This is a genomic window from Pseudomonas putida NBRC 14164, from assembly GCF_000412675.1.
GTDB classification, from domain to species: Bacteria; Pseudomonadota; Gammaproteobacteria; order Pseudomonadales; family Pseudomonadaceae; genus Aquipseudomonas; species Aquipseudomonas putida.
The window spans coordinates 6,034,022-6,059,271 of record NC_021505.1 but is presented as its reverse complement, the minus strand read 5'-3'; the positions used below and the strand labels follow the sequence as shown (position 1 = coordinate 6,059,271).

Sequence of the window (25,250 nt, the reverse complement as noted above, 5' to 3'; positions counted from 1 at the left end):
CTTACTCGATGTTCTGTACTTGTTCACGCATCTGTTCGATCAATACCTTCAGGTTGACCGCCGCTTGCGTGCTACGTGGGTCGAAGGCCTTGGAGCCGAGGGTGTTGGCTTCGCGGTTGAGTTCCTGCATCAGGAAGTCCAGGCGTCGGCCGGCGGCGCCACCACCCTTGAGCACGCGGCGCACTTCGGTGACGTGGGTGCTGAGGCGGTCGAGCTCCTCGGCCACGTCGCTCTTCTGGGCCAGCATCACCATTTCCTGCTCCAGGCGCTGCGGGTCGAGTTCGGCCTGCATGTCGCCGAAACGGTCGAGAATCTTCTGCCGCTGCGCCGCCAGCATCTGCGGCACCAGGGCGCGCAGGGTGGTGACTTCGCTGGTCATGTTGTCCAGGCGCTCGTTGATCAGCCGGGCCAATTCCTGGCCTTCGCGCTGGCGGCCGGCCTTGAGTTCGGCCAGTGCTTCGTCGAACAGGGCCATGGCTTCGGCGTTCAGCGCCTGTGGATCACTGGTGTCGGCCACCAGCACACCCGGCCACGACAGCACTTCCAGCGGGTTCAGCGGTGCCGGCTGCTTGATCAGGCCGGCCACTTCCTCGGCGGCTGCGACCAGCTGTGCCGCGCGCTCGCGGTCTACCTTCAGCGGCTTGCCGTTGCTGTCTTCATTGAGGCGCAGGGTACATTCCACCTTGCCCCGCGAAAGGCCCTGGCGCAGGCCTTCACGCACGGCACCTTCAAGGTCGCGCAGGGCCTCGGGCAGGCGCAGGTGGGGTTCCAGGTAACGGTGGTTGACCGAACGCAGCTCCCAGATCAGGGTGCCTTGGCTGCCGGCGCGCTCGACACGAGCAAAAGCGGTCATGCTGTGCACCATGGGGAGTACCTCGCGTAGATGAATGAACGGTGGGAGCCTCTCGGCTGCAAGGCGCAGGATTGTAGCGCAGTGGGACCTCGGCGCCCAATCCGCCTATGTTACAGAGGGGTGGCCATGGCAGTCGGAAAAGGCGACGGGCTGTGTCGGGCGCGACAATAGGCATGTCTTCCCCGCGCTGCGGGCTCTATAATGCTCGGCAGATTCAAAGTCCCAGTACAGGTATCCCAGATGAAACGTCCAAGTGGTCGCGCCGCCGATCAGCTCCGCTCGATCCGCATCACCCGCAACTACACCAAGCACGCCGAAGGGTCGGTACTGGTCGAGTTCGGTGACACCAAGGTCATCTGCACGGTCAGCGTGGAAAACGGTGTCCCTCGTTTCCTCAAAGGCCAGGGCCAAGGTTGGCTGACCGCCGAGTACGGCATGCTGCCGCGCTCCACCGGTGAGCGTAACCAGCGCGAAGCCAGCCGTGGCAAGCAGGGTGGCCGCACCCTCGAAATCCAGCGCCTGATCGGCCGTTCGCTGCGCGCCGCGCTGGACATGAGCAAGCTGGGTGACATCACCCTGTATGTCGACTGCGACGTGATCCAGGCCGATGGCGGCACCCGTACTGCGTCCATCACCGGCGCCATGGTCGCCCTGTGCGACGCCTTGGCGGTGATCAAGAAGCGCGGCGGCCTGAAGGGCGGCAACCCGCTCAAGCACATGATTGCTGCCGTGTCGGTAGGCATGTACCAGGGCGAAGCCGTGCTCGACCTGGACTACCCGGAAGACTCCGCTGCCGAAACCGACCTGAACGTGGTGATGACCAGCGCCGGTGGCTTCATCGAAGTGCAGGGCACCGCCGAAGGTGCGCCGTTCCAGCCGGAAGACTTCAACGCCATGCTCGCCCTGGCGCAGAAGGGCATGAACGATATCTTCGAGCTGCAGCAGGCTGCTCTGGCTGACTGACTGTTCCTGTAGATACGAAAAAGCCGACATCAATGTCGGCTTTTTCGTGTTTGAACAGCAATCAGATGGTCAACGTCCAGTCATAGTCCACGATCAGCGGCGCATGCTGGGAGAAGCGCGGCTGACGCGGCAGGCGGGCGTTGCGCACGAAGCGGCGCAGGCCCGGGGTGAGGATCTGGTAGTCGAACCGGTAGCCCAGGTTGAGCATCTCGGCCTGCTCGTTGTCCGGCCACCAGCTGTACTGGTCGCCTTCACGGCTGACTTCGCGCAGGGCATCGACGTAACCCATCTCACCGGTGATCGCATCCATCCAGGCGCGTTCCGGCGCCAGGAAGCCCGGCGACTGCTGGCTGTCACGCCAGTTCTTGATATCGAGCTTCTGCTGCGCCACGTAGAACGAGCCGCAGTAGATGTATTCGCGACGTTTGCGACGCTGTTTGTCCAGGTACTTGGCGAAGTCGTCCATCAACTTGAACTTCTGGTTCAAGTCTTCGTCGCCGTTCATGCCCGAAGGCAGCAGCAGGCTGGCAATACTGACTTTGTCGAAATCTGCTTGCAGGTAACGCCCGTAGCGGTCGGCTGTCTCGAAGCCCAGGCCGGTGATGACTGCCTTGGGCTGCATGCGCGAGTAAAGGGCCACACCACCTTGGGCAGGCACCTCCGCGTCGCAGGCATAAAGGAAATAGCCATCGAGCTGGAAAGCTGGGTCATCGAGTTCAAAGGCCGAGGCGCGGGTATCCTGAAGGCAGATGACGTCGGCATTCTGGGCTTGTAGCCAGCTGAGCAAACCACGCTCGGCCGCAGCCTGAATGCCATTTACGTTCACACTGATGATCCGCATAAATGGCCCCAAAAATCTCGTGCGTGTATGATACCCGAGCTCAACCCATTTAGCTAAATCCGTGGTGTCCGGGACTATTCATGCAGCCGTATCAGCGCGACTTTATCCGTTTTGCCATCGATCGCGGGGTACTGCGTTTCGGTGAATTCACCCTGAAATCGGGGCGTACCAGCCCGTATTTCTTCAATGCCGGCCTGTTCAACACCGGTTCTGCATTGGCCGAGCTGGGGCGGTGCTATGCCGCAGCCATCGTCGACAGCAAGATCCCGTTCGACGTGCTGTTCGGCCCGGCCTACAAGGGTATCCCTCTGGCGGCGACCACTGCCGTGGCCCTTGCCGATCAACATCAGCTCGACGTGCCATGGTGCTTCAACCGCAAGGAAGCCAAGGACCACGGCGAAGGCGGCAGCCTGGTCGGCGCGCCGCTGGCCGGTGATGTGCTGATCATCGACGACGTGATCACCGCCGGTACCGCTATCCGCGAGGTCATGCAGATCATCAACGCCCAGCAGGCCAAGGCCGCTGGCGTGCTGATCGCGCTGAACCGCGAAGAGCGTGGCAATGGCGAACTGTCGGCGATCCAGGAAGTGGAACGCGACTTCGGTATCCCGGTGGTCAGCATCGTTTCGCTGACCCAGGTGCTGGAGTTCCTGGCCGATGACCCACAGCTCAAGCAGCATCTGCCGGCTGTCGAGGCTTACCGGGCGCAGTACGGGATCTGATCCTGGCCGGGTAAATAAAAAGGCGACCTTCGTGTGAAGGTCGCCTTTTTTTGTGCCGCCAGTTCCTGCCTCTTCGCGGGCTTGCCCGCTCCCACAGGTACCGCGCTGCCTTTGAGCGCGATGAAGATCCTGTGGGAGCTGGCTTGCCGGCGATGAGGCCGGGACAGGTCAACGATCAGCGTGGCTTGCGATTGGTAATCAGGGTACCCACGCCGCTGTCGGTGAAGATTTCCAACAGCACCGCGTTCGGTACGCGGCCGTCGATGATGTGCGAGCTGTTCACGCCGCCCTGCACCGCATCCAGTGCGCACTTGATCTTCGGCAGCATTCCGCCGTAGATGGTGCCGTCGGCGATCAGTTCGTTGACCTGCTCGGTGGTCAGGCCGGTCAGTACCTGGCCCTGCTTGTCCATCAGGCCGGCGATGTTGGTCAGCAGCATCAGCTTCTCGGCTTTCAGCGCCTCGGCTACCTTGCCCGCCACCAGGTCGGCGTTGATGTTGTATGACTCACCGTTGGCGCCCACGCCGATCGGCGCGATCACCGGGATGAAGTCACCCTTCACCAGCATGTTCAGCAGGTCGGTGTTCACGCTCACCACTTCGCCCACGTGGCCGATGTCGATGATTTCGGGGGTGGTCATCTCAGGCGTCTGGCGGCTGACGGTCAGCTTGCGGGCGCGGATCAGCTCCGCGTCCTTGCCGGTCAGGCCGATGGCGCTGCCGCCGTGGCGGTTGATCAGGTTGACGATGTCCTTGTTGACCTGGCCACCCAGCACCATCTCCACCACGTCCATGGTCGCCGAGTCGGTGACACGCATGCCGTCGATGAAGTGGCTTTCGATCGACAGGCGCTTGAGCAGGTCGCCGATCTGCGGGCCACCACCGTGGACCACCACCGGGTTGATGCCCACAGCCTTCATCAGCACGATGTCACGGGCGAAGCCTGTTTTCAGCTCCTCGCTTTCCATCGCGTTGCCGCCGTACTTGATCACCAGGGTCTTGCCGACAAAGCGGCGGATGTAAGGCAGTGCTTCGGACAAAACCTCGGCTACATGGGAAGCGGCATCGCGATCGAGGGTCATGCAGGGCTCCTGTAAGGAACAGATAGTCGGTCAGAACGGCAGTTGCAGCTCAGGCTCAACCCGCAGCAACTGGGTACGGAAAACGTCCTTGATACGTTGCAACTCGGCGTCGCTATCGGCCTCGAAGCGCAGCACCAGCACCGGGGTGGTGTTGGAGGCGCGAACCAGGCCCCAGCCGTGGGGATAGTCGACCCGCACACCGTCGATGGTGGTCAGGCTGGCTGCGCCCCAGTCGGCGTCGCGTTGCAGTGCATCAATGATGCTGAATTTACCCTCGTCGGTCACATCAATATTGATTTCCGGCGTGGAAATATCGTTCGGGAAGGCGGCAAACAGGTTTTCGGCGCTCTGCCCGGCCTTGCTGAGGATCTCCAGCAGGCGCGCAGCGCTGTAGATACCATCATCGAAACCGTACCAGCGTTCCTTGATGAAGATGTGACCGCTCATTTCGCCGGCCAGCAGCGAACCGGTCTGTTTCATCTTCTTCTTGATCAACGAATGGCCGGTCTTCCACATCAGTGCGCGGCCGCCGTGCTGTTCGATCAGCGGGGTCAGGCGACGGGTGCATTTGACGTCGAAGATGATCTCGGCGCCCGGGTTGCGTGCCAGCACGTCCTGGGCAAACAGCATCAGCAGGCGGTCCGGGTAGACGATGCTGCCGGTGTTGGTCACCACGCCGACGCGGTCGCCGTCACCGTCGAAGGCCAGGCCGATGTCGGCACCGGTCTCCTTGACCTTGGCGATCAGGTCTTCGAGGTTTTCCGGCTTGCCCGGGTCCGGGTGGTGGTTGGGGAAGTTGCCGTCGACCTCGCAGAACAGCGGGATCACTTCACAGCCCAGGGCTTCGATCAGCTGCGGCGCGACCACGCCGGCAGCGCCGTTGCCGCAGTCCACCACTACTTTGAGTTTTTTGGCCAGTTTCACGTCGCTGACGATCTGCTGGAAATAACGCTCCAGGATTTCGACTTTTTCCACGCGGCCTTCGGCCAAGGTCAGGTCGTTGGTTTTCAGGCGGCTCAGCAGGGCCTGGATCTGTTCATTGGCCAGGGTGTCGCCGGCGATGACGATCTTGAAACCGTTGTAGTCTGACGGGTTGTGGCTGCCGGTCAGCATCACGCCCGACTTGCCGGCCAGCACGTTGGCCGCGTAGTACAGCGCCGGGGTGGGCACCAGGCCGACGTCGCTGACCTGGCAACCGGCGTCGACCAGGCCCTTGATCAGCTGTTCGACCAGCATTGGGCCCGACAGGCGGCCATCGCGGCCTACAGAAACCTGCGGTTCACCCTGGGCCAGGCTCTGCGCGCCGATGGCGCGGCCGATCCAGTAGGCGGTTTCGGCGTGGAGGGTTTTGCCGACCACGCCGCGGATGTCATACGCGCGGAAAATGCTGTCGGGTAGTGCGGCGGGGACCAGGTGGGCCATATCGTTCATCTCTGGAAGCTCCATTAGTCAAAGGCTGTCTGGGCAGGCGCAAACTGAACGCTTGGACGGTGCTTTCGCCAGAGAGTTCGCCATCCTTGGCCTGAACGGTCATTTGCCGGCTCAGTGGCTGCCAGAGTGACCGAAGCCGCCAGCGCCACGCTGGCTTTCATCGAACGCTTCGACGATGTTGAAGTGGGCCTGTACCACCGGGACCAGCACCAGCTGGGCGATACGTTCGCCAACCGCGATGGTGAACGGCGTATTGCCACGGTTCCAGCACGACACCATCAGCTCGCCTTGGTAGTCCGAGTCGATCAGGCCGACCAGGTTGCCCAGCACGATGCCGTGCTTATGGCCCAGGCCCGAGCGCGGCAGGATCATCGCCGCCAGGCCCGGGTCGCCGATGTAGATCGACAGGCCGGTAGGGATCAGCAGGGTCTGGCCTGGCTCGAGGACGGTGTCCTCCTTGAGCAGGGCGCGCAGGTCCAGGCCGGCGGAGCCGGGGGTGGCGTAGGCCGGCAGGGGGAATTCGGTACCCAGGCGTGGGTCGAGGATCTTGGCTTGAAGAGCGTGCATGTAACTTATTGAACCTGATTGAGCCGATCGGCGATGAAGGCGACCAGTTGCCGGGCGATCTTGCCCTTGCTGGTCTGCGCGAAGAGGGTCTGGTGCTGCTGGCGGTCGATCACGGTCAAGGCGTTTTCTTCGCTGTTGAAGCCGATGCTGGGGTTGGCCACATCATTGGCGACGATCAGGTCGAGGTTCTTGTCCTTGAGCTTGCGCGTGGCGTAATCGAGCAGGTGTTCGGTTTCGGCGGCGAAGCCGACGCTGAACGGGCGGTCGCTGCGGCCAGCAATGGTGGCAAGGATATCGGGATTGCGCACCATCTGCAGCAGCATGCCGTCGCCGGTCGTAGGATCTTTCTTCAACTTTTGCGTGGCAACGACCTCCGGGCGGTAGTCCGCAACCGCCGCCGAGGCGATGAACAGGTCGCACGGCATGGCCGCTTCACAGGCCGCGAGCATGTCCCGCGCGCTGACCACGTCGATGCGGCTGACCCGGTCGGGGGTTGGCAGGTGCACAGGGCCGGTAACGAGGGTGACCCGAGCCCCGGCCTCGGCAGCCGCTTCGGCCAAGGCGAAGCCCATCTTGCCGGAGCTATGATTGGTGATGTAGCGCACCGGGTCGATGTTTTCCTGGGTCGGGCCGGCGGTGATCAGCACGTGCTTGCCGGTCAGCGCCTGGCGCTTGAAGCTTTCTGCGGCGCACCAGGCCAGGTCGGTGGCTTCGAGCATGCGGCCCAGGCCCACGTCGCCACAGGCCTGGCTGCCGGACGCCGGGCCGAACACCTGGATGCCACGGCTCTTGAGCAGTTCGAGGTTGGCCTGGGTAGCCGGGTCGCGCCACATGGCCTGGTTCATGGCCGGGGCTACGGCGACGGTGGCGTCAGTGGCCAGCACCAGCGTGGTCAGCAGGTCGTCGGCCATGCCTTGGGCCATGCGCGCCATGAGGTCGGCCGTGGCCGGGGCGATCAGCACCAGGTCGGCCCACTTGGCCAGTTCGATATGGCCCATGGCCGCTTCTGCGGCAGGGTCAAGCAGGTCCATGTGCACCGGGTGGCCCGACAGCGCCTGCAGGGTCAGCGGGGTGATGAACTCGGCACCACCACGGGTCATGACGACGCGCACCTGCGCGCCGTGCTCCAGGAGACGGCGGATCAGCTCGGCGCTTTTGTAGGCGGCAATGCCGCCACCCACGCCGAGAACGATGCGCTTGCGATACAGCCGCTGCATAGGCTTGCCTTTTTCCAGTGAGAGCGGGCGGCGACGTTTGAAATTGCCTGCGGCAGTACGTCGCATGTACGAGGCGAAATAGATTAACACAGGGTCGAAATGGGCCGCAGCAAGGGCAGGGGGCGGGGATGAATATCAGGGAATGGCCGGCGCAAGAACGGCCGCGGGAGAAGTTGCTGCTGCGCGGGGCTGCTGCGCTCTCGGATGCAGAGTTGCTCGCCGTATTGCTGGGCTCGGGGGTTGCCGGGCGCAATGTGCTGGACCTTGCGCGAGGGCTGCTGGTGCGTTTTGGCGGGCTGAGGCAGTTTCTTGAGGCCGAACGCGAAGCGGTGCTGCGCGAGCCGGGCATTGGCACTGTGAAATACGCACAGTTACAGGCGCTGTTGGAGATTGGTCGGCGTTATCTGGATGAGAACCTCGAGCGCGCACCGGCGCTAGAGGGACCAGCGGCGGTGCGGCGCTATCTCAAGGCCATGTTGCGCCATGAGATCAGTGAGGTGTTCGGTTGCCTGTTTCTGGATACCAAGCACCGCCCATTGGCGTTTGAGATCCTGTTCAGGGGCACGATAGACCGGGCCAGTGTCTACCCACGGGAGGTAGTGCGCCGGGCACTGCTGCACAACGCGGCGGCGATGATCCTGTGCCACAACCACCCTTCAGGCAACAACGAGCCGAGCCAGGACGATGTGCATCTGACCTTGTCGCTGAAGCGGGGGTTGGCGTTGATCGACGTGCGGGTGCTGGACCACATCATCATCGGCGACGGGGAGCCGTTGTCGATGGTCGAGAATGGGTGGATTGTGGCTTAGGCCTTGGTACTGCCTGTGCTGGCCCTCTCGCGGGCAAGCCCGCGAGAAGGCCAGCACAGGGTTACTTGGTCACCGACACCTTGCTGAAATCCAGCCGCCCGAAGGGGCTCACCTGGTACCCCTCCACACCTTGGCGCAGCAGCGTCGCCGCCTTCGGGTGCGCCAGCGGTACCCACAGCGCCTGTTGCTGGATCAACGTCTGCGCCTGCTGGTACAGCCGGCTACGCACACTCTGGTCGTTGGTGGTGCGCCCGGCGCTGATCAGCTGGTCCAGGCGGTTGTCGCAGAAGCGGGCAAAGTTGGTCCCCGACTCGACCGCAGCGCAGGAAAACTGCGGGCTGAGGAAGTTGTCCGGGTCGCCGTTGTCGCCCGCCCAGCCCATGAACAGCAGGTCGTGCTCGCCGGCCTTGGCGCGGCGGATCAACTCGCCCCATTCGATTACGCGGATCTCGGCCTTGACGCCGATCTTGGCCAGGTCGGCCTGCAGCATCTGCGCGCCAAGGCTGGGGTTGGGGTTGAGCAGGCTGCCCGACGGGCGGGTCCAGATGGTAGTGCTGAAGCCATCGCCCAGGCCGGCCTTGGTCAGCAGGGCCTTGGCTTTCTTCAGGTCCAGCGGGTAGCCGGGCAGGTCCTTGGCATAGCTCCAGGTGCTGGGCGGGTAGGGGCCGTTGGCGGCCACTGCGGAGCCTTCGAACACGGCCTTGAGGTAGGCCTGCTTGTCGAACGCCAGGTTGATGGCCTGGCGCACTTCCGGTTTGTCCAGTGGCGGGTGCTGGCTGTTGATGGCGACGAAGGCGGTCATGAAGGCCGGGGTGGTGGCCACCTTGAGGTTGCCGTCCTTGCCCGCTTCGGCAATGTCCAGCGGCTTGGGCGACAGGGCCACCTGGCACTCGCCACGCTTGAGCTTCTGCAGGCGCACGTTGGCATCGGTGGTGATGGCGAAAATCAGCGGGTCGACCGCCGGCTTGCCGGCAAAGTAGTCAGGGTTGGCGCGATAGCGCACCACGGCGTCTTTCTGGAAGCGCTGGAAGACGAACGGCCCGGTGCCGATCGGCTGGTTGTTGAGCTTCTCGGGCGTGCCGGCCTTCAGCAGCTTGTCGGCATATTCGGCGGAGTAGATCGAGGCGAAGCCCATGCTCAGCGTGGCCAGGAATGTGGCGTCCGGGTGGCTGAGGGTGAAGCGCACGGTGTTTGGCGCCGGCGCCTCGATTGCCTTGATCAGGCTGCCCAGTTGCAGCGACTGGGCATGCGGGTAGCCACCCGGTGCGGTCTTGTGCCAGGCATGGGCGGGGTAGAGCATGCGCTGGAAGCTGAACAGCACGTCGTCGGCGTTCAGCTCACGGCCTGGCTTGAAGTAGGGGGTGGTGTGGAATTTCACGCCATCGCGCAGGGTGAAATCATACACCAGCCCTTCGGCCGACACTGTCCAGCTGGCTGCCAGGCTCGGCACCACCTTGCCTTGCGCCGCGTCGAACTCCACCAGGCGGTTCATCAACACGTCAGCTGTGGCGTTGGTGGTGGTCAGCGAGTTGTACTGCACCACGTCAAAGCCTTCGGGGCTGGCTTCGCTGCAAACGCTCAGCGGCGCGGCCTGGGCTACGCCGGCAGCGAACAGGGCGCCGGCGGCGAACAGTGAGTTGATCAATAAGGAAAGGGCGGCAGCACGCATGGTGGCTCCTTGGCTGTCGGTGGCCCATCTGCCAGTGCAGTCTGGAAAAGGCCTACCCTAGTGTGCCTGCCGGTAAATGACCACACCCTTTTTTACAAATATGGCGACGAGCGGTCGACGGCTGACGGGGCCTGCCGCTATGCTGGCCCGGCGCGTTCTGGCTTGCGGCAATGTGTATCTACTGTTGTTGCAGGCAAGTCTTTCTGGTATAAAGCAGCGCTCTTTTCTAGGGGCTCGGCCTGTCGCATAAGCGGATCCGGTCGATAAGACCTCCAGAATCACGGCGCCCAGGCGCCAAAGACTGAGAGATTAAGCGGCCAACCCATGCCGGGTTGGGCATGTGGTTTTAGAGGGCTGAGTCATGTCGAGAGTCTGTCAAGTTACTGGTAAGGGTCCAGTAACCGGGAACAACATTTCCCACGCAAACAACAAAACCCGTCGTCGTTTCCTGCCGAACCTGCAGCACCACCGTTTCTGGGTTGAATCCGAGAAGCGTTTCGTGCGTCTGCGCGTTTCCGCCAAGGGCATGCGTATCATCGACAAGCGCGGCATCGACGCCGTTCTGGTTGACATCCGTAAAGCTGGCGCCAAGGTTTAAGGGAGAACATCATGCGTGAATTGATCCGTCTGGTTTCGAGTGCCGGTACCGGCCACTTCTACACCACCGACAAGAACAAGCGCACCACCCCGGACAAAATCGAGATCAAGAAATATGATCCGGTTGTTCGCAAGCACGTGGTGTACAAGGAAGCCAAGATCAAGTAATTGATCGGCGACCTGAAAAAAACCCGCATCCGAAAGGACGCGGGTTTTTTTATGGCTGCACGGGCGTCAGATCATTTCTGCTCGAACATCACATAGATCTTGCGGCAAGGCTCCAGCACCTCCCAGGTGCCCTTGAAACCGGCCGGGATGACAAACCGATCACCGGTACGCAGGGTCTTGGCACCCCCGTCCTGGTCGCGCAGCACCGAAACGCCATGGACGATCTCGCAGTACTCGTGCTCGGTGTAGTTCACCGTCCACTGCCCCACCTCACCTTCCCATACGCCCGCGGCAAACTGCCCGCAAGGGCTGGAGTAGTGGTTATAGACCGCTTGGTCTGGCTCGCCCTTGAGGATTTTTTCCGCCGCCGGGCGGTAGCGTTCGGCCTCGGTGATGACCTGCGCGAAGTCGATGATGCTGTCGATTCTCATGGTGCGGCTCCTGTTTTTGTTTAATAAAATGAACATCAGTAGGCTTTTGAGCCTTTCGTGTCAAATATATTGATAGTTTACACCGGCTGGTTTAGGGTATCGCTTGCCAGTGTGCGCTCGTCGCCCGGCCAGAATTCTGACAACGCCTGTGAGTCCTCAGTGCGGCGTTGCACCTAAACAAGAGGAGGAGTTTCGTATGACTACCCTGACCCGTGCGGACTGGGAACAACGTGCCCAGCAACTGAAGATCGAAGGCCGCGCCTTCATCAACGGCGAATACACCGATGCCGCATCCGGTGAAACCTTCGAGTGCCTGAGCCCGGTCGACGGACGCTTCCTGGCCAAGGTTGCCAGCTGCGACCTGGCCGATGCCAACCGCGCTGTGGAAAACGCCCGCGCCACCTTCAACGCTGGCGTGTGGTCGCAGCTGGCCCCGGCCAAGCGCAAGGCCAAGCTGATCCGCTTCGCCGACCTGCTGCGCAAGAACGTTGAAGAGCTGGCGCTGCTTGAAACCCTGGACATGGGCAAGCCGATTGGCGACTCCTCCAGCATCGACATCCCGGGTGCGGCGCAAGCCATTCACTGGACTGCCGAAGCCATCGACAAGGTCTACGACGAAGTCGCCCCGACCCCGCATGACCAGCTTGGCCTGGTTACCCGCGAGCCGGTAGGTGTGGTCGGTGCCATCGTACCGTGGAACTTCCCGCTGCTGATGGCCTGCTGGAAACTCGGCCCAGCGCTGGCTACCGGTAACTCGGTGGTGCTCAAGCCGTCCGAAAAATCGCCGCTGACCGCCATCCGCATCGCCCAACTGGCGATCGAAGCCGGTATCCCGGCTGGCGTGCTGAACGTGCTGCCAGGCTATGGCCACACCGTAGGCAAGGCCCTGGCCCTGCACATGGACGTCGACACCCTGGTGTTCACAGGTTCGACCAAGATCGCCAAGCAGCTGATGGTGTACGCAGGCGAATCGAACATGAAGCGCATCTGGCTGGAAGCCGGTGGCAAGAGCCCGAACATCGTCTTCGCCGACGCGCCGGACCTGCAAGCTGCTGCCGAAGCCGCTGCCAGCGCCATCGCCTTCAACCAGGGCGAAGTGTGCACCGCAGGCTCGCGCCTGCTGGTCGAGCGTTCGATCAAGGACAAGTTCCTGCCGATGGTGGTCGAGGCCCTGAAAGGCTGGAAGCCAGGCAACCCGCTGGACCCGCAGACCACTGTTGGTGCCCTGGTTGACACCCAGCAGATGAACACCGTGCTGTCGTACATCGAGGCTGGCCACAAGGACGGCGCCAAGCTGCTGGCCGGCGGCAAGCGCACCCTGGAAGAGACTGGCGGCACCTACGTCGAGCCGACCATCTTCGACGGCGTGACCAATGCCATGCGCATTGCCCAGGAAGAAATCTTCGGCCCGGTGCTGTCGGTGATTGCCTTCGACACCGCCGAAGAGGCCATCGCCATTGCCAACGACACGCCATACGGCCTGGCCGCTGGCATCTGGACGTCGGACATTTCCAAGGCCCACAAGACCGCCCGTGCCGTGCGCGCTGGCAGCGTCTGGGTCAACCAGTACGACGGCGGCGACATGACCGCACCGTTCGGTGGCTTCAAGCAGTCGGGCAACGGCCGTGACAAGTCGCTGCATGCGCTGGAGAAATACACCGAGCTGAAGGCGACCTGGATCAAGCTGTAACTCCAGGGGGCCGCGTTGCGGCCCAATCGCCGGCAAGTCAGCTCCCACAGGTTCTTCGCAGCCCGCAAGGCCTCCGTTGTACCTGTGGGAGCCCGGCTTGCCGGCGATGGGCTGCACAGCAGCCCCAACAATAGCCGGGTCGGCTCACGCTGACCCGGCTTCGTCGTTTTTGCTGTTCACGAATTCTGCCTGGGAGGCTGCAATGCGTTGGGGTACCTACTTCGCCGTACTGGCATCGGTGCTCAGTGTCGGGCTGGCGCTTGGCGTGAGCATGCCGCTGGTGTCCCTGCGCCTGGAGGCCTGGGGCTACGGCAGCTTTGCCATCGGTGTGATGGCGGCGATGCCGGCGCTGGGCGTACTGGCCGGTGCCAGCCTGGCCAGCCGCCTGGCAGGCTGGGTTGGCGTGCCCTCGGCGATGCGCCTGTGCCTGTGGGGTGGGGCGCTGTCGATCGGCCTGCTGGCCCTGTTGCCAAGCTACCCGCTGTGGCTGCTGCTGCGGCTGATGATCGGCATGTCCCTGACCGTGGTGTTCATCCTCGGCGAAAGCTGGATCAATCAGCTGGTGGTCGAGCAGTGGCGTGGCCGCCTGGTGGCGTTGTACGGCAGCAGCTACGCCTTGAGCCAGCTGGCCGGGCCGCTGGTGCTGGGCTTTCTCGGCTCCGATGACGACTTCGGTTTCTGGGCCGCGACGGGCCTGCTGCTGGTCGCGCCGCTGATCCTGCTGGGGCGTGGCGGTGCACCGAGCACGGAAGCCTGCAACGTTACCTTCGGCGACCTGTTCCGTTTCTGCCGGCGTTTGCCGGTGATCGCCTGGGCCATTGCCCTGTTCGCTTCGTTCGAGGCGATGATCCTTACCTTGCTGCCGGTGTATTGCCTGCAGCAGGGCTTCACCACCGAGATCGCCCTGTTCATGGTCAGTACCGTGGTGGTGGGGGATGCGGTGCTGCAGTTGCCCATCGGCGCGTTGGCCGATCATATGTCGCGCCGCACCCTGTTCACCGGCTGCGCGGTGACGTTGCTGGTGTCCAGCCTGGCGATTCCGCTCTTGCTGCATACCCCGGCGATCTGGCCATTGTGGGTGTTGTTCGGGGCCAGTGCAGGGGGCTTGTTCACCTTGTCGCTGGTGCTGATTGGCGAGCGCTACCGTGATGATGCGCTGGTGCGGGCCAACGCCCATGTTGCGCAGCTGTGGGGTATTGGTTGCCTGCTCGGGCCGTTGCTGGCGGGGGCGGGGAGCCAGTGGGTCAGTGGGCATGCGCTGCTGTGGCTGATGGCGGCGGGGGCTGCGGGGCTGGTGGTGTTGACTCAGCGGCGTGGGGCGTTTGAACCGGTTTCTGCCTGATGGATTTTGGGGCCGCTTTGCGGCCCTTTCGCGACGCAAGGCCGCTCCCACATTGATCGGTGTACACCGTACCCTTGTGGGAGCGGCCTTGTGTCGCGATGGGCTGCGAAGCAGCCCCAACGATAGCGGCTACAACATCTTCTCCAAGCCAACCGCCTTGCTGATCCAGGCATTGAACCGCCGCCACATCCCACCCGGTTCAGACGTCAGTACGTGCCGCTGGCCATTGTCCTCGGTGGCCCACACCAGCTTGTCACCCATCAATTTCACCTGATAGCTCAGCGCGGGCGCCATGCCCTGTTGGGCCAGTTCGCGTGTGTATTCGGCCAGCTCCGGGCTGTCTACCAGCACCCCGACCTCGGTGTTCCACAGCACTGAACGTGGGTCGAAGTTGAACGAGCCTATGAAGGTCTTGCGCCGGTCGAAAACGATCGCCTTGGTGTGCAGGCTCGAATCCGAGCTCCCACGGAAGCTCAACCGCCCTGCGCTGGGATCGCCTGGCTGGCGGCGAAGCTCGTAAAGCTCCACCCCGTGCTCAAGCAAGGCCCGGCGATAGGGTGCATAGCCGCCATGCACCGCCGGCACGTCGGTGGCTTCCAGCGAGTTGGTCAGCAGTTTCACCGAAACGCCGGCGTCGGCGCGGCCGGTCAGGTACAGCAGCCCCGGTTCACCCGGCACAAAGTAGGCCGAAGCCAGGATCAGCTCGTGGTGCACGTTGGCCAGGTCTGGTGCCAGTTGCTGGCTCAGCAGCAGTTGCGGGTCTGGCTCGTCGTCAGCCAACACCTTGCTTGGGGCATCCCATAGCGCTTGGGCGTGTGCCCAGATCAGCTCGTTGCGCCACACATCGAGGCGCGGTTGCGACTGGTAGGCCATTAACCGGTCATACAGGGCTTTGCGCTGGGTGCGCGCCTCGGCCAGGGACACTTCCAGGCGATGGCGGCTGGCACGCAGGTCGTTGGCATCCGGCTCACGCCAGAGGAAGTCGGTGATCGGCCGGCTGAGGGCGCTGTTCCAGTATTGGTCGAAACTGTGCCCCAACTGCTCGGCCACCGGGCCTATACCCAGCAGGTCGATGTCGGTGAAGTTGAGGTTGGGCTCGGCATCGAAATACTCGTCGCCCAGGTTACGCCCGCCGACAATCGCCATGCTGTTGTCCACCAGGAACAGCTTGTTGTGCATGCGCCGGTGCTGGCGCGACAGGTTGAACAGCCGGCCCATGGCGCGCGTTACGCCTGTGCTGCGGCCCAGGTGCAGCGGGTTGAACACGCGGATCTGGATGTTGGGGTGGGCATCGAGGGTGCCCATGATGGTGTCCAGGCCATCGCTGGTGGTGTCGTCCAGCAGGATGCGCACACGCACGCCACGGTCGGCGGCACGCAGCAGTTCATGCACCAGGGCGCGGGTGCTGAGGCCGTCGTGGACGATGTAGTACTGCAGGTCGATGCTCGCTTGGGCGTTGCGGATCAGTTCGGCACGGGCGCGGAACGCTTCATTGCTGTTGGGCAGCAGGCGAAAGCCCGAACGGCCGCCATAGGGTGCTGCCTGGCGCAGTACCGAGCGGCCGAAGGCGGAGTCATTGGCGGGCAGCGCCTGGCTGGTTTCGCGGGGCGAGCTGACGCTGGCGCAGCCGGCAAGGCCGAGCAGCAGCACCAGCAGCAGAGGCAAGGTGTGCTGGAGTCTCAAGGGTGGATCGTCCTGTGCAGCAAGGGCTTTGAGGTTGGACCGTGGCGGGCGGCGCAAAGTTACGCGTTAGCGCTTTCTTCATCCAGTAGACGAAGGGCGGTTTCCCCTACCTTGCGCACGGCAGCCTCGATCTGCGGCGTCGGCCGCGCGGCGAAGTTCATGCGCAGGCAGTGGCGAAACTTGCCCGAGGCCGAGAAGATGCTGCCCACCGCAACTTGCACACCTTGCTCCAGTAAAGCCCGGTTCAGGCGCAGCGTATCGAAATGTTCGGGTAGTTCCACCCACAGCATGAAGCCACCTTGGGGGCGGCTGACGCGGGTGCCCGGCGGGAAGTAGCTGTTTACCCATTCGCTCATCAGGTCTCGGCCACGCTGGTATTGGCTGCGCATGCGCCGCACGTGGGGCTGGTAGTGGCCGCCGGCGATGAAGTCGGCGATGGCCAGCTGCGGCTGGCTGGCGCTGCTGCCGGTGCTGATGTACTTCATGTGCAGCACCCGCTCCAGGTAGCGCCCGGGCGCCACCCAGCCTACCCGCAGGCCGGGGGCGAGGGTCTTGGAAAACGAGCTGCAGAACAGCACGCGGCCATCGTCGTCGAACGACTTGAGCGTACGCGGGCGCGGGTAGGTGTACGCCAGGTCGCCGTACACATCGTCCTCCAGAATCGCCACGTCGTAGCGCTGGGCCAGGCTCAGCAGGGCCTTCTTGCGGGCCTCGGGCATGATGTAGCCGAGCGGGTTGTTGCAGCTGGGGGTGATCTGGATGAGCTTGATCGGCCACTGTTCCAGCGCCAGTTCCAATGCCTCCAGGCTGATGCCGGTCACCGGGTCTGTGGGGATTTCCAGCGCCTTCATGCCCAGGCCCTTCAGGGTTTGCATGGCACCGTGGAAGCTGGGCGAGTCGACCGCGACGATGTCGCCTGGCTCGCAGACCGCACGAATGCTGCACGACAGCGCCTCGTGGCAACCGGTGGTCACGACCAGGTCGGCCGGGCTCAGGCGGCAACCGGAGTCGAGCATCAGCCGCGCCACCTGCTCACGCAGGGCCAGGTTGCCGTGGATGTTGTCGTAATACAGGCCAGGCATGTCCTGGCGCCGGCTCAGCTGAGCCAGGCTACGCAACAGCGGCTTGAGGGTAGGGCTGTTGATGTCGGGCATGCCACGGCCGAGCTGGACCACATCCTGGCGCGGCGTGCTGCGGATCAGCTCCAGCACTTGTTCCCACTGCGAGATATCCACCGGGCGCTGGGCCGGGCGGCTGACGGCGGGCAGCGCTGGCAGGTGGCGGCGGTCGCTGACGAAGTAGCCGGATTTGGGCTTGGGCGAGACCATGCCGCCGTCTTCCAACATGCGATAGGCCTGCTGCACGGTGCTCAGGCTTACTCCGTGTTCCACACTCAGGGCGCGCACCGATGGCAGGCGCTGGCCGGGGCGATACAGGCCTTGCTCGATACGGGCGCCGAGCAGTTCGGCCAGGTTCAGGTAGAGGGTCACGGCATACTCCTGCGCTGCATTGGCATAGCGACCGGTACAGTTGGGCTGAAAATACAGCATTCAGTCGGCCGACGGCCAATTCTGTATGGGAATAATAAGGCTGTATTGGATCTGTATTGTCGATGGTGCCGACGCGCATCCTGTCTCCACGGTATCAACTGAACGAGAGGGTGCGGTGATGGGCGGCATGAGCGATGTGCGCTTGCAACTGATGGCCAGGGAACTGGAAGCCGGGCAGCAGGCCAAGGTATTCAACGCGCCGGAAGGGCTTGGGCGTTGGGGGCTGATGCTGCATCGCTGGCACACCCGTAGGGCGCTGCTGCAGCTGACGGATGACGAGTTGCGCGATGTCGGGCTGAGCTGGGAGCAGGCCCGTACCGAAGGGCGTAAACCCTTCTGGAAAGACTAACAACGAGACGCAAGGCCGGTCCTACACCGACCGCGTCAGTTTTCAGATCAGCTCTTTAAGCCTGTGCCACAGCATGCCCAGCGCCAGTAGCGGCGAGCGCAGGTGCTTGCCGCCGGGGAAGGTGATATGCGGCACTTTGGCGAACAGATCGAAACGCCCGCTTTCCTGGCCACTGATGGCCTCGCCCAGCAGGCGCGCGGCCAGGTGGGTGGCGTTGAGCCCATGGCCTGAGTAAGCCTGGGCGTAATACACGTTCTGCTGGCTGGCCAGGCGGCCCACCTGCGGCAGGCGGTTGGCGCCAATGCCGATCATGCCGCCCCACTGGTAGTCGATACGCACGTCGGCCAGCTGCGGGAATACCTGGAGCATCTTCGGGCGCATGTAGGCGGCGATGTCTTTCGGGTCGCGGCCTGAATAGTGGCAGGCACCGCCGAACAGCAGGCGGTGGTCGGCGGACAGGCGGTAGTAATCCAGCGCCACGCGCTGGTCACATACCGCCATGTTCTGTGGCAGCAACGTGCGGGCGCGCTCTTCGCCGAGCGGTTCGGTGGCGATGATGTAGCTGCCGGCCGGTAGCACCTTGCCGCCCAGCTCGCGGTTGAGGCCATTGAGGTAGGCGTTGCAGCACAGCACCAAGGTCTTGGCGCGTACCCGGCCCTGGGCGGTATGCACCTGCACTTCGGGGCCGTAGTCGATGCGGGTAACCTCGGACTGCTCGAACAGCTTTACGCCCAGGCTGCTGGCCACGGCCGCTTCACCCAAGGCCAGGTTGAGCGGGTGCAGGTGGCCGGAGCCCATGTCGATCAGCCCGCCCACATAGCAGTCGGCGCCGACCACGCTGTGGATATCGTCCTTGCCGACCAGCCGCAGCTCATGCGCGTAGCTCAGGCTGCGCAGTTCTTCAGCGTCTTCGGCAAAGCCCAGCAGCTCGGCCGGCTTGTTGGCCAGGTCGCAGTAGCCCCAGGTCAGGTCGCAGGCGATGGCATGCTTCTCGACCCGCTCGCGTACGATCTGCACGGCCTCCAGGCCCATCAGCTTCATGCTGCGCACGCCTTCCTCGCCTATCACCGGCAGAAACTGTTCCAGGCCGTGGCCGACGCCGCGGATCAACTGCCCGCCATTGCGCCCGCTGGCGCCCCAGCCCAGTTTGCGCGCTTCCAGCAGGATGACCGACAGGCCGCGTTCGGCCAGTTCGATGGCAGTGTTCAGGCCCGAGTAGCCGCCGCCGACGATGCATACATCGGTGCTGTGCTCGCCCTGCAGGAAGGAGTAGTCAGGGTGTGGCGCGCTGCTGGCGGCGTAGTAGGAGGCGGCATGCTGCGCGCTGTGGATCATGGGGTTGGTCCTGAGGCTGGTGGGCTAGGGGAGGAGGATAAGTCGGGGTGGGGTAGTGGGCAACAAGGCGAGGGCTGCGCCCTCGTTCGCGGGCTCGCCCGCTGCCACAGGTACTCTACAATCTGAGACCTGCGAGTTACCTGTGGGAGCGGGCAAGCCTGCGAATGGGCTTATAATCCAACTTTTCCATCAGCTTTGTACTTGGTCATGTCCTGCAACCGCCACAAGATCCACTTCCTGCGCGAACTCATCCCCTCGTTCGAGTGCGAGCCCGGCTGCCACGACTGCTGCGGCCCGGTCACCACGTCGACAGAAGAAATGGCCCGCCTGCCGCGCAAGTCCCAGGCCGAGCAGGCAGCTGCCCTGGAGCGCCTGGACTGTGTGCACCTGGGCCCCAACGGTTGTACGGTGTATGAAGAGCGCCCGATGATCTGCCGCCTGTTTGGCACCACGCCACGCATGGCCTGCCCGCGTGGCCGTGGCCCTGAGCCGATGATCGAGCCAGCAGCCGAGCAACTCGTGCACCAGTTCATCGCCACAACCCGGCAGGTGCTGGTCTAGCCTCAGTCCGGGATCGGCAGGCAGAGGCTTTCTTTCACCTCTTCCATCACGATGTAGCTCTTCGATTCGCGCACGTGCGGCAGCTTCAGCAGGATGTCGCCAAGCAGCTTGCGGTACGACGCCATCTCCGAAATGCGCGCCTTCACCAGGTAGTCGAAGTCACCTGACACCAAGTGGCATTCCAGCACGTGGGGCAGCTTCAAGACCGCGCGGCGGAACTCCTCGAAGGTGTCGCCCGACTTGTAGTCCAGGCTGATTTCCACGAACACCAGCAGGCTGCCCTTGAGGTGCTGCGGGTTCAGGCGGGCGTTGTAGCCCATGATGATGCCCTCGCGCTCCAGGCGGCGTACCCGCTCGGTGCAAGGGGTGGTGGACAGCCCAACTTTCTCGCCCAGTTCGGTGAAGGAAATACGCCCGTCATTCTGCAGGATCCGCAGGATGTTACGGTCGATCTTGTCCAGTTCACGCTTGCTCTGGTGCTGGGTTCTCATAGGGGATGCCCCTCCGTGAAAGGCGATTTTGCCGAGAATTCTCGCCAATAATAGGCTTTTATATAGTGAATTGCACTGGTCTCAAATTCCTATACTGCGCCCATTCATGCCATATCAATAAAAGTCTGCGGCGTGCCGCGTGTGAGGGATATAACGATGCGAGTTCTGGTACTTGGTAGCGGTGTAATCGGAACCGCCAGTGCCTACTACCTGGCCCGGCAAGGTTTCGAAGTGACGGTGGTCGACCGCCAGCCGGCGGTGGCCATGGAAACCAGTTTTGCCAACGCCGGCCAGATCTCGCCCGGCTATGCCTCGCCCTGGGCCGCCCCAGGCGTGCCGCTGAAGGCCATCAAGTGGCTGCTGGAGCGCCACGCTCCCCTGGCCATCAAGCTCACCGGCGACGTCGACCAGTACCTGTGGATGGCACAGATGCTGCGCAACTGCACCGCCAGCCGTTACGCGGTGAACAAGGAGCGCATGGTGCGCCTGTCCGAGTACAGCCGCGACTGCCTGGACGAACTGCGCGCCGAAACCGGCATTGCCTACGAAAGCCGCTCTTTGGGTACCACCCAGCTGTTCCGCACCCAGGCCCAGGTGGATGCCGCGGCCAAGGATATTGCCGTGCTCGAGCAGTCCGGCGTGCCTTACGAACTGCTGGACCGCGAGGGTATTGCCCGGGTCGAACCCGCCCTGGCTGGCGTGAAGGACATTCTGGCCGGCGCCCTGCGGCTGCCTAACGACCAGACCGGCGACTGCCAGATGTTCACCACCAAGCTCGCCGACATGGCCATCAAGCTGGGTGTGGAGTTCCGTTTTGGCCAGGACATCCAACGCCTGGACTTCGCGGGCGACCGCATCAATGGCGTGTGGATCGACGGCAAGCTGGAAACCGCCGACCGCTACGTGCTGGCGCTGGGCAGCTACTCGCCGCAGATGCTCAAGCCCCTGGGCATCAAGGCGCCGGTGTACCCGCTGAAGGGCTACTCGCTGACCGTACCGATCACCAACGGCGACATGGCCCCGACTTCGACCATTCTCGACGAGACCTACAAGGTCGCGATCACCCGTTTCGACAACCGTATCCGGGTTGGCGGCATGGCTGAAATTGCCGGTTTTGACCTGTCGCTGAACCCGCGTCGGCGCGAAACGCTGGAGATGATCGTCAACGACCTTTATCCTCGCGGTGGTGACCTGAGCCAGGCCAGTTTCTGGACCGGCCTGCGCCCGGCGACCCCGGACGGCACGCCGATCGTTGGTGCCACGGCGTTCCGCAACCTGTTCCTGAACACCGGTCACGGTACCCTGGGCTGGACCATGGCGTGCGGCTCCGGTCGCCTGCTGGCCGACCTGATTGCGCGCAAGAAACCGCAGATCAGTGCCGAAGGCCTGGACATTTCCCGTTATGGCAACAGCCGGGAAGCGACCAAGCAAGGGCAGGGCGCGCCGGTTCACCAGCAGTAATAGCCTGTACCGGCCTTTTCGCGGGCTCGCCCGCTCCCACAGGTACTGCACAGTTTTCAATACCTGTGATGCTCCTGTGGGAGCGGGCGAGCCCGCGAAGAATCCAACACCGATTTCAACCCGAACCACCATAAGGCAGCCGCCATGCGTCCCGCCCGCGCCCTGATCGACCTCCAGGCCCTGCGCCACAACTACCGTCTGGCCCGTGAACTGACCGGTGCCAAAGCCCTCGCAGTGATCAAGGCCGACGCCTATGGCCACGGTGCCGTACGCTGCGCCCTGGCCCTGGAGGCCGAAGCCAACGGCTTTGCCGTGGCTTGCATCGAAGAGGCGCTGGAGTTGCGCGCCGCCGGTATCAAGGCCCCGGTGCTGTTGCTGGAAGGCTTCTTCGAAGCCAGCGAGCTGGCGCTGATTGCCGAGCACGACCTGTGGTGCGTGGTGCACTCGCTGTGGCAGCTGGAAGCCATCGAGAAGACCCAGCTGCACAAGCCGCTCACCATTTGGCTGAAGCTGGACAGCGGCATGCACCGCGTCGGCCTGCACCCCAAGGACTACCATGACGCCTACCAGCGCCTGCTGGCCAGCGGCAAGGTTTCGCGCATCGTGCTGATGAGCCACTTTGCCCGCGCTGACGAACTGGATGCCGACGCCACCGCCCAGCAGATCGCCGTGTTCGAAGCCGCCCGCCAGGGCCTGGCTGCCGAGTGCAGCCTGCGTAACTCACCCGGCGTGCTGGGCTGGCCGCAAGCGCCCGGCGATTGGGTACGCCCAGGCCTGATGCTGTACGGCGCCACGCCGTTCGAAGTGCCCCAGGCCCAGGCCGCACGCCTGCAACCGGTGATGACCCTGCAATCGCGGGTCATCAGCGTGCGCGAGCTGCCTGCCGGCGAGCCGGTGGGCTACGGCGCCAAGTTCGTCAGCCCACGGCCAACCCGTGTTGGCGTGGTCGCCATGGGCTATGCCGATGGCTACCCACGCCAGGCGCCCAACGGCACCTCGGTGCTGGTCGCCGGCCAGCGCACCCAGCTGATCGGCCGGGTGTCGATGGACATGCTCAACATCGACCTGACCGACGTGCCGCAAGCCACCGTCGGCAGCCCGGTCGAATTGTGGGGCAAGCAGGTGCTGGCCAGCGAAGTAGCCGCGCAAGCGGGCACCATTCCCTACCAGATCTTCTGCAATCTGAAACGGGTACCTCGGGACTACATCGGCGAATGAAACGCTGAAGCGGACAGGTTGCAGGGCGGTGTGTTGTAAATACTGAACGGCATTGCCATGATATCGTTCACATCCACCCCCTTTACCACCGTTTCAGGAGGCTCCAGCTTTGGACGTCGGCGAACGACTGCAAGTCATCCGCAAGCTCAAGGGCCTGTCCCAGCGTGAACTCGCCAAGCGTGCCGGCGTGACCAACAGCACCATCTCGATGATCGAGAAGAACAGCGTGAGCCCTTCTATCAGCTCGCTGCGCAAGGTGTTGAGCGGCATTCCCATGTCCATGGTCGAGTTCTTTTCAGTCGAGCTGGAACCTGAAAGCCCCGCGCAAATCGTCTACAAGGCCCACGAGCTGATTGATATCTCGGATGGCGCGGTGACCATGAAGCTGGTCGGCAAGTCGCACCCCAACCGTGCCATCGCGTTTCTCACCGAGGTGTATCCGCCAGGTGCCGACACCGGTGCCGAGATGCTCACCCATGACGGCGAGGAAACCGGCATCCTGCTCGAAGGGCGGCTGGAGCTGGTGGTCGGCAACGAGATCTTCATCCTTGAAGAAGGCGACAGCTACTACTTCGAAAGCACCCGCCCGCACCGCTTTCGCAACCCTTTCAACCAGCCTGCGCGCCTGATCAGTGCGGCGACGCCTTCAAACTTTTGATCCAGCGCAGTGCATTGATTCGGCAATACCCCTTTCCCGTGTAGGGTCGTTTCACGGCCTCTGGGTTCCCGCTATACTTTTCAACGCTCGCCGTTCCGTGGCCGCGAGCGTGATTAGCCACCATGAGGGTGTTCGCGTGAACCAAATCAAGAAGATGCTGGCCGTACCAGCAGCCGTATTCGCCCTCTGGGCAATGAGCGCAACCGCTGCGACCAATGACGACATTGCCAAACGCCTGGAGCCGGTTGGCCAGGTGTGCGTCCAGGGCCAGGAATGCAAAGGCATGGAAGTGGCTGTTGCAGCGGGGGGCGGGGGTGCCAAGACCCCAGATGAGATCATCGCCAAGCACTGCAATGCTTGCCATGGCAGCGGTCTGCTCGGCGCGCCGAAGATTGGCGATACCGCCGCGTGGAAAGAACGCGCTGACCATCAGGGCGGCCTGGATGGCATCCTGGCCAAGGCCATTACCGGCATCAACGCCATGCCACCCAAAGGCACTTGCGCGGACTGCTCGGATGACGACCTGAAAGGGGCGATCAAGAAAATGTCCGGGCTTTGAGCAGCAACTGAATTGCACGAGGCCCGCCGTTGATGGCGGGCTTTGTTTTTGTGGCGTCTGTACTCGCCCGCCAATGCCATGTCCCATCCCTGAATCTATGGAAGCGCAGGTGCCCGCTTAGGTCTGAGTCGGGTGACTGTATAACTAGCATTTTTACCAGTTTTGTTTTTCGGGCTTCAGGAGAATGCTTAAGCTTGTCATTGCGCTGGTAGGTGCGTTGCAATGGATTCGGGCTGGGAGAGCAATAACTGTTCAGAGCAGGCTGCAGGCAGTCGGGCGCAGCCGCAAAGGCTGATGCCCGGCACTGCCCGTGGGCATCCAGGCTATTTGCCGTATGGCTATCTCTCAATTTCACAGACCCTGCTCGGTTTTAATGGTGACCGACGGGATCCTGTTACAGACTGTTATCTATTGGGCAATGGTCGTCGAGCATTCAACCCAAGATTGATGCGTTTCATTAGCTCGGACAGGATGAGCCCTTTCGCAGCGGGTGGATTGAATTCATATGCGTATTGTTTGGGTGACCCTGTAAATCGTCACGACCCACAGGGAAATGTTTCGATAAAAAATTAGCCTTGTCGTTATCGAGACGGGGAAACCATAGGACGGCAAAAGGCCCGGGGAAAGTAAATTCGTATGGGGGCAGCTACATTAGTGAAACTAGGGTTCATACAAAAATCGAAGAGAATTTTTCACCCGCCATCAATAAGATAACAATCAATCAGGATGCCAAGATTCCTGCAGGTTATGAATTGATTGGGTATCACGGCAGCAGGCGCCCGAATGCTGAGAAAACGCTGCTGTCAGGGCTTAATTCTCGACATGGCACGGTAATGTGGTATGGGCATGGATTTTATACTTCGCCATATGTCAATGTTGCCAGTATTTACGCTGGTAGGGATGGCAGAATATACGGAGTCTACGCAAAGAATTTTAGCGAGTGGGTTCATGGAAAGCATTTTAAATTGCCCAATAGGGAGGAAATGGTGATTCTTGAGTCAGCC

The 25,250-nt window shown here is 62.7% G+C and carries 25 protein-coding genes and 1 pseudogene; 14 read left to right on the top strand and 12 right to left on the bottom strand.

Going from position 1 to position 25,250, the window contains the following annotated elements; genetic code table 11:
- Position 1: 1 nt before the first annotated feature.
- A complete protein-coding gene (locus PP4_RS26980; protein ID WP_016502227.1) occupies positions 2-865 on the bottom strand; it encodes a YicC/YloC family endoribonuclease in 864 nt (287 codons plus the stop codon).
- A gap of 228 nt (positions 866-1,093) precedes the next feature.
- On the opposite strand from PP4_RS26980, the gene rph reads away from it, so the two are divergent.
- Positions 1,094-1,816, top strand: a complete 723-nt coding sequence (gene rph, locus PP4_RS26975; protein WP_016489819.1) for a ribonuclease PH — start codon at positions 1,094-1,096, stop codon at positions 1,814-1,816.
- A gap of 61 nt (positions 1,817-1,877) precedes the next feature.
- Here the strand turns inward: rph and PP4_RS26970 are convergent, their stop codons facing one another.
- A complete protein-coding gene (locus PP4_RS26970) occupies positions 1,878-2,657 on the bottom strand; it encodes an exodeoxyribonuclease III (protein ID WP_003253401.1) in 780 nt (259 codons plus the stop codon).
- A gap of 80 nt (positions 2,658-2,737) precedes the next feature.
- On the opposite strand from PP4_RS26970, the gene pyrE reads away from it, so the two are divergent.
- Complete coding sequence (pyrE, locus tag PP4_RS26965; protein ID WP_003253405.1) at positions 2,738-3,379, top strand: orotate phosphoribosyltransferase; 642 nt, start codon at positions 2,738-2,740, stop codon at positions 3,377-3,379.
- A gap of 175 nt (positions 3,380-3,554) precedes the next feature.
- Here the strand turns inward: pyrE and argB are convergent, their stop codons facing one another.
- From argB to coaBC, 4 genes and pseudogenes are all read right to left on the bottom strand, one after another.
- Complete coding sequence (gene argB / locus PP4_RS26960; protein ID WP_004575216.1) at positions 3,555-4,460, bottom strand: acetylglutamate kinase; 906 nt, start codon at positions 4,458-4,460, stop codon at positions 3,555-3,557.
- A 30-nt stretch (positions 4,461-4,490) separates the two neighbouring features.
- Positions 4,491-5,858: pseudogene (locus PP4_RS26955) on the bottom strand (phosphomannomutase/phosphoglucomutase); the annotation flags it as partial.
- A gap of 144 nt (positions 5,859-6,002) precedes the next feature.
- Positions 6,003-6,458, bottom strand: a complete 456-nt coding sequence (gene dut, locus PP4_RS26950) for a dUTP diphosphatase (protein WP_016502225.1) — start codon at positions 6,456-6,458, stop codon at positions 6,003-6,005.
- A gap of 5 nt (positions 6,459-6,463) precedes the next feature.
- Positions 6,464-7,675, bottom strand: coding sequence for a bifunctional phosphopantothenoylcysteine decarboxylase/phosphopantothenate--cysteine ligase CoaBC (coaBC, locus tag PP4_RS26945; protein WP_016489816.1), 1,212 nt, complete (start codon positions 7,673-7,675; stop codon positions 6,464-6,466).
- A 128-nt stretch (positions 7,676-7,803) separates the two neighbouring features.
- Here coaBC and radC point away from each other — a divergent pair, with 128 nt between their 5' ends.
- On the top strand, positions 7,804-8,484 hold the full coding sequence (gene radC, locus PP4_RS26940) for a RadC family protein (RefSeq protein WP_016502224.1): 681 nt from the start codon (positions 7,804-7,806) through the stop codon (positions 8,482-8,484).
- 61 nt (positions 8,485-8,545) lie between these two features.
- Here radC and PP4_RS26935 read toward each other — a convergent pair whose 3' ends face one another.
- On the bottom strand, positions 8,546-10,153 hold the full coding sequence (locus PP4_RS26935; RefSeq protein WP_016502223.1) for an ABC transporter substrate-binding protein: 1,608 nt from the start codon (positions 10,151-10,153) through the stop codon (positions 8,546-8,548).
- A 361-nt stretch (positions 10,154-10,514) separates the two neighbouring features.
- Here PP4_RS26935 and rpmB point away from each other — a divergent pair, with 361 nt between their 5' ends.
- Both rpmB and rpmG read left to right on the top strand, forming a co-directional pair.
- On the top strand, positions 10,515-10,751 hold the full coding sequence (gene rpmB / locus PP4_RS26930) for a 50S ribosomal protein L28 (protein WP_003253504.1): 237 nt from the start codon (positions 10,515-10,517) through the stop codon (positions 10,749-10,751).
- Between the two features lie 11 nt (positions 10,752-10,762).
- Positions 10,763-10,918, top strand: a complete 156-nt coding sequence (gene rpmG, locus PP4_RS26925; RefSeq protein WP_003253507.1) for a 50S ribosomal protein L33 — start codon at positions 10,763-10,765, stop codon at positions 10,916-10,918.
- 71 nt (positions 10,919-10,989) lie between these two features.
- Here rpmG and PP4_RS26920 read toward each other — a convergent pair whose 3' ends face one another.
- Positions 10,990-11,349: a cupin domain-containing protein gene (locus PP4_RS26920; protein ID WP_016502222.1), complete on the bottom strand. Its 360-nt coding sequence runs from the start codon at positions 11,347-11,349 to the stop codon at positions 10,990-10,992.
- Between the two features lie 196 nt (positions 11,350-11,545).
- Between PP4_RS26920 and PP4_RS26915 the strand changes: the two genes are divergently transcribed.
- Positions 11,546-13,039, top strand: coding sequence for an aldehyde dehydrogenase (locus PP4_RS26915; RefSeq protein ID WP_016489812.1), 1,494 nt, complete (start codon positions 11,546-11,548; stop codon positions 13,037-13,039).
- A gap of 202 nt (positions 13,040-13,241) precedes the next feature.
- Entirely contained in the window at positions 13,242-14,381 is a 1,140-nt protein-coding gene (locus tag PP4_RS26910) for an MFS transporter (protein ID WP_016502221.1), read from the top strand.
- Positions 14,382-14,510: 129 nt separating this feature from the next.
- Here PP4_RS26910 and PP4_RS26905 read toward each other — a convergent pair whose 3' ends face one another.
- Complete coding sequence (locus PP4_RS26905) at positions 14,511-16,064, bottom strand: phospholipase D family protein (RefSeq protein ID WP_041167938.1); 1,554 nt, start codon at positions 16,062-16,064, stop codon at positions 14,511-14,513.
- 59 nt (positions 16,065-16,123) lie between these two features.
- On the bottom strand, positions 16,124-17,554 hold the full coding sequence (locus PP4_RS26900; RefSeq protein ID WP_162471776.1) for an aminotransferase-like domain-containing protein: 1,431 nt from the start codon (positions 17,552-17,554) through the stop codon (positions 16,124-16,126).
- 178 nt (positions 17,555-17,732) lie between these two features.
- Here PP4_RS26900 and PP4_RS26895 point away from each other — a divergent pair, with 178 nt between their 5' ends.
- Positions 17,733-17,963: a DUF1127 domain-containing protein gene (locus PP4_RS26895; protein WP_016502218.1), complete on the top strand. Its 231-nt coding sequence runs from the start codon at positions 17,733-17,735 to the stop codon at positions 17,961-17,963.
- Positions 17,964-18,005: 42 nt separating this feature from the next.
- Here PP4_RS26895 and PP4_RS26890 read toward each other — a convergent pair whose 3' ends face one another.
- Positions 18,006-19,298, bottom strand: coding sequence for an NAD(P)/FAD-dependent oxidoreductase (locus tag PP4_RS26890; protein WP_016502217.1), 1,293 nt, complete (start codon positions 19,296-19,298; stop codon positions 18,006-18,008).
- A gap of 207 nt (positions 19,299-19,505) precedes the next feature.
- Between PP4_RS26890 and PP4_RS26885 the strand changes: the two genes are divergently transcribed.
- Positions 19,506-19,859, top strand: a complete 354-nt coding sequence (locus PP4_RS26885) for a YkgJ family cysteine cluster protein (protein WP_016502216.1) — start codon at positions 19,506-19,508, stop codon at positions 19,857-19,859.
- A gap of 2 nt (positions 19,860-19,861) precedes the next feature.
- On the opposite strand, the gene dadR is transcribed toward PP4_RS26885, so the two are convergent.
- Positions 19,862-20,350 (bottom strand): transcriptional regulator DadR, encoded by a 489-nt coding sequence (dadR, locus tag PP4_RS26880; RefSeq protein ID WP_003258963.1) that lies wholly within the window; start codon positions 20,348-20,350, stop codon positions 19,862-19,864.
- Between the two features lie 156 nt (positions 20,351-20,506).
- Here dadR and dadA point away from each other — a divergent pair, with 156 nt between their 5' ends.
- From dadA to PP4_RS29645, 5 genes are all read left to right on the top strand, one after another.
- Positions 20,507-21,811: a D-amino acid dehydrogenase gene (gene dadA / locus PP4_RS26875; protein ID WP_016502215.1), complete on the top strand. Its 1,305-nt coding sequence runs from the start codon at positions 20,507-20,509 to the stop codon at positions 21,809-21,811.
- 144 nt (positions 21,812-21,955) lie between these two features.
- Positions 21,956-23,029 carry an alanine racemase gene (gene alr / locus PP4_RS26870; protein WP_016502214.1) on the top strand — a complete coding sequence of 358 codons (1,074 nt, stop codon included), beginning with the start codon at positions 21,956-21,958 and terminating at the stop codon, positions 23,027-23,029.
- 109 nt (positions 23,030-23,138) lie between these two features.
- Positions 23,139-23,687 (top strand): cupin domain-containing protein, encoded by a 549-nt coding sequence (locus PP4_RS26865; RefSeq protein WP_016502213.1) that lies wholly within the window; start codon positions 23,139-23,141, stop codon positions 23,685-23,687.
- Positions 23,688-23,841: 154 nt separating this feature from the next.
- On the top strand, positions 23,842-24,246 hold the full coding sequence (locus tag PP4_RS26860) for a c-type cytochrome (RefSeq protein ID WP_041168151.1): 405 nt from the start codon (positions 23,842-23,844) through the stop codon (positions 24,244-24,246).
- 222 nt (positions 24,247-24,468) lie between these two features.
- Positions 24,469-24,819 carry an RHS repeat-associated core domain-containing protein gene (locus PP4_RS29645; RefSeq protein WP_080642830.1) on the top strand — a complete coding sequence of 117 codons (351 nt, stop codon included), beginning with the start codon at positions 24,469-24,471 and terminating at the stop codon, positions 24,817-24,819.
- The last annotated feature ends 431 nt before the right edge of the window (positions 24,820-25,250 follow it).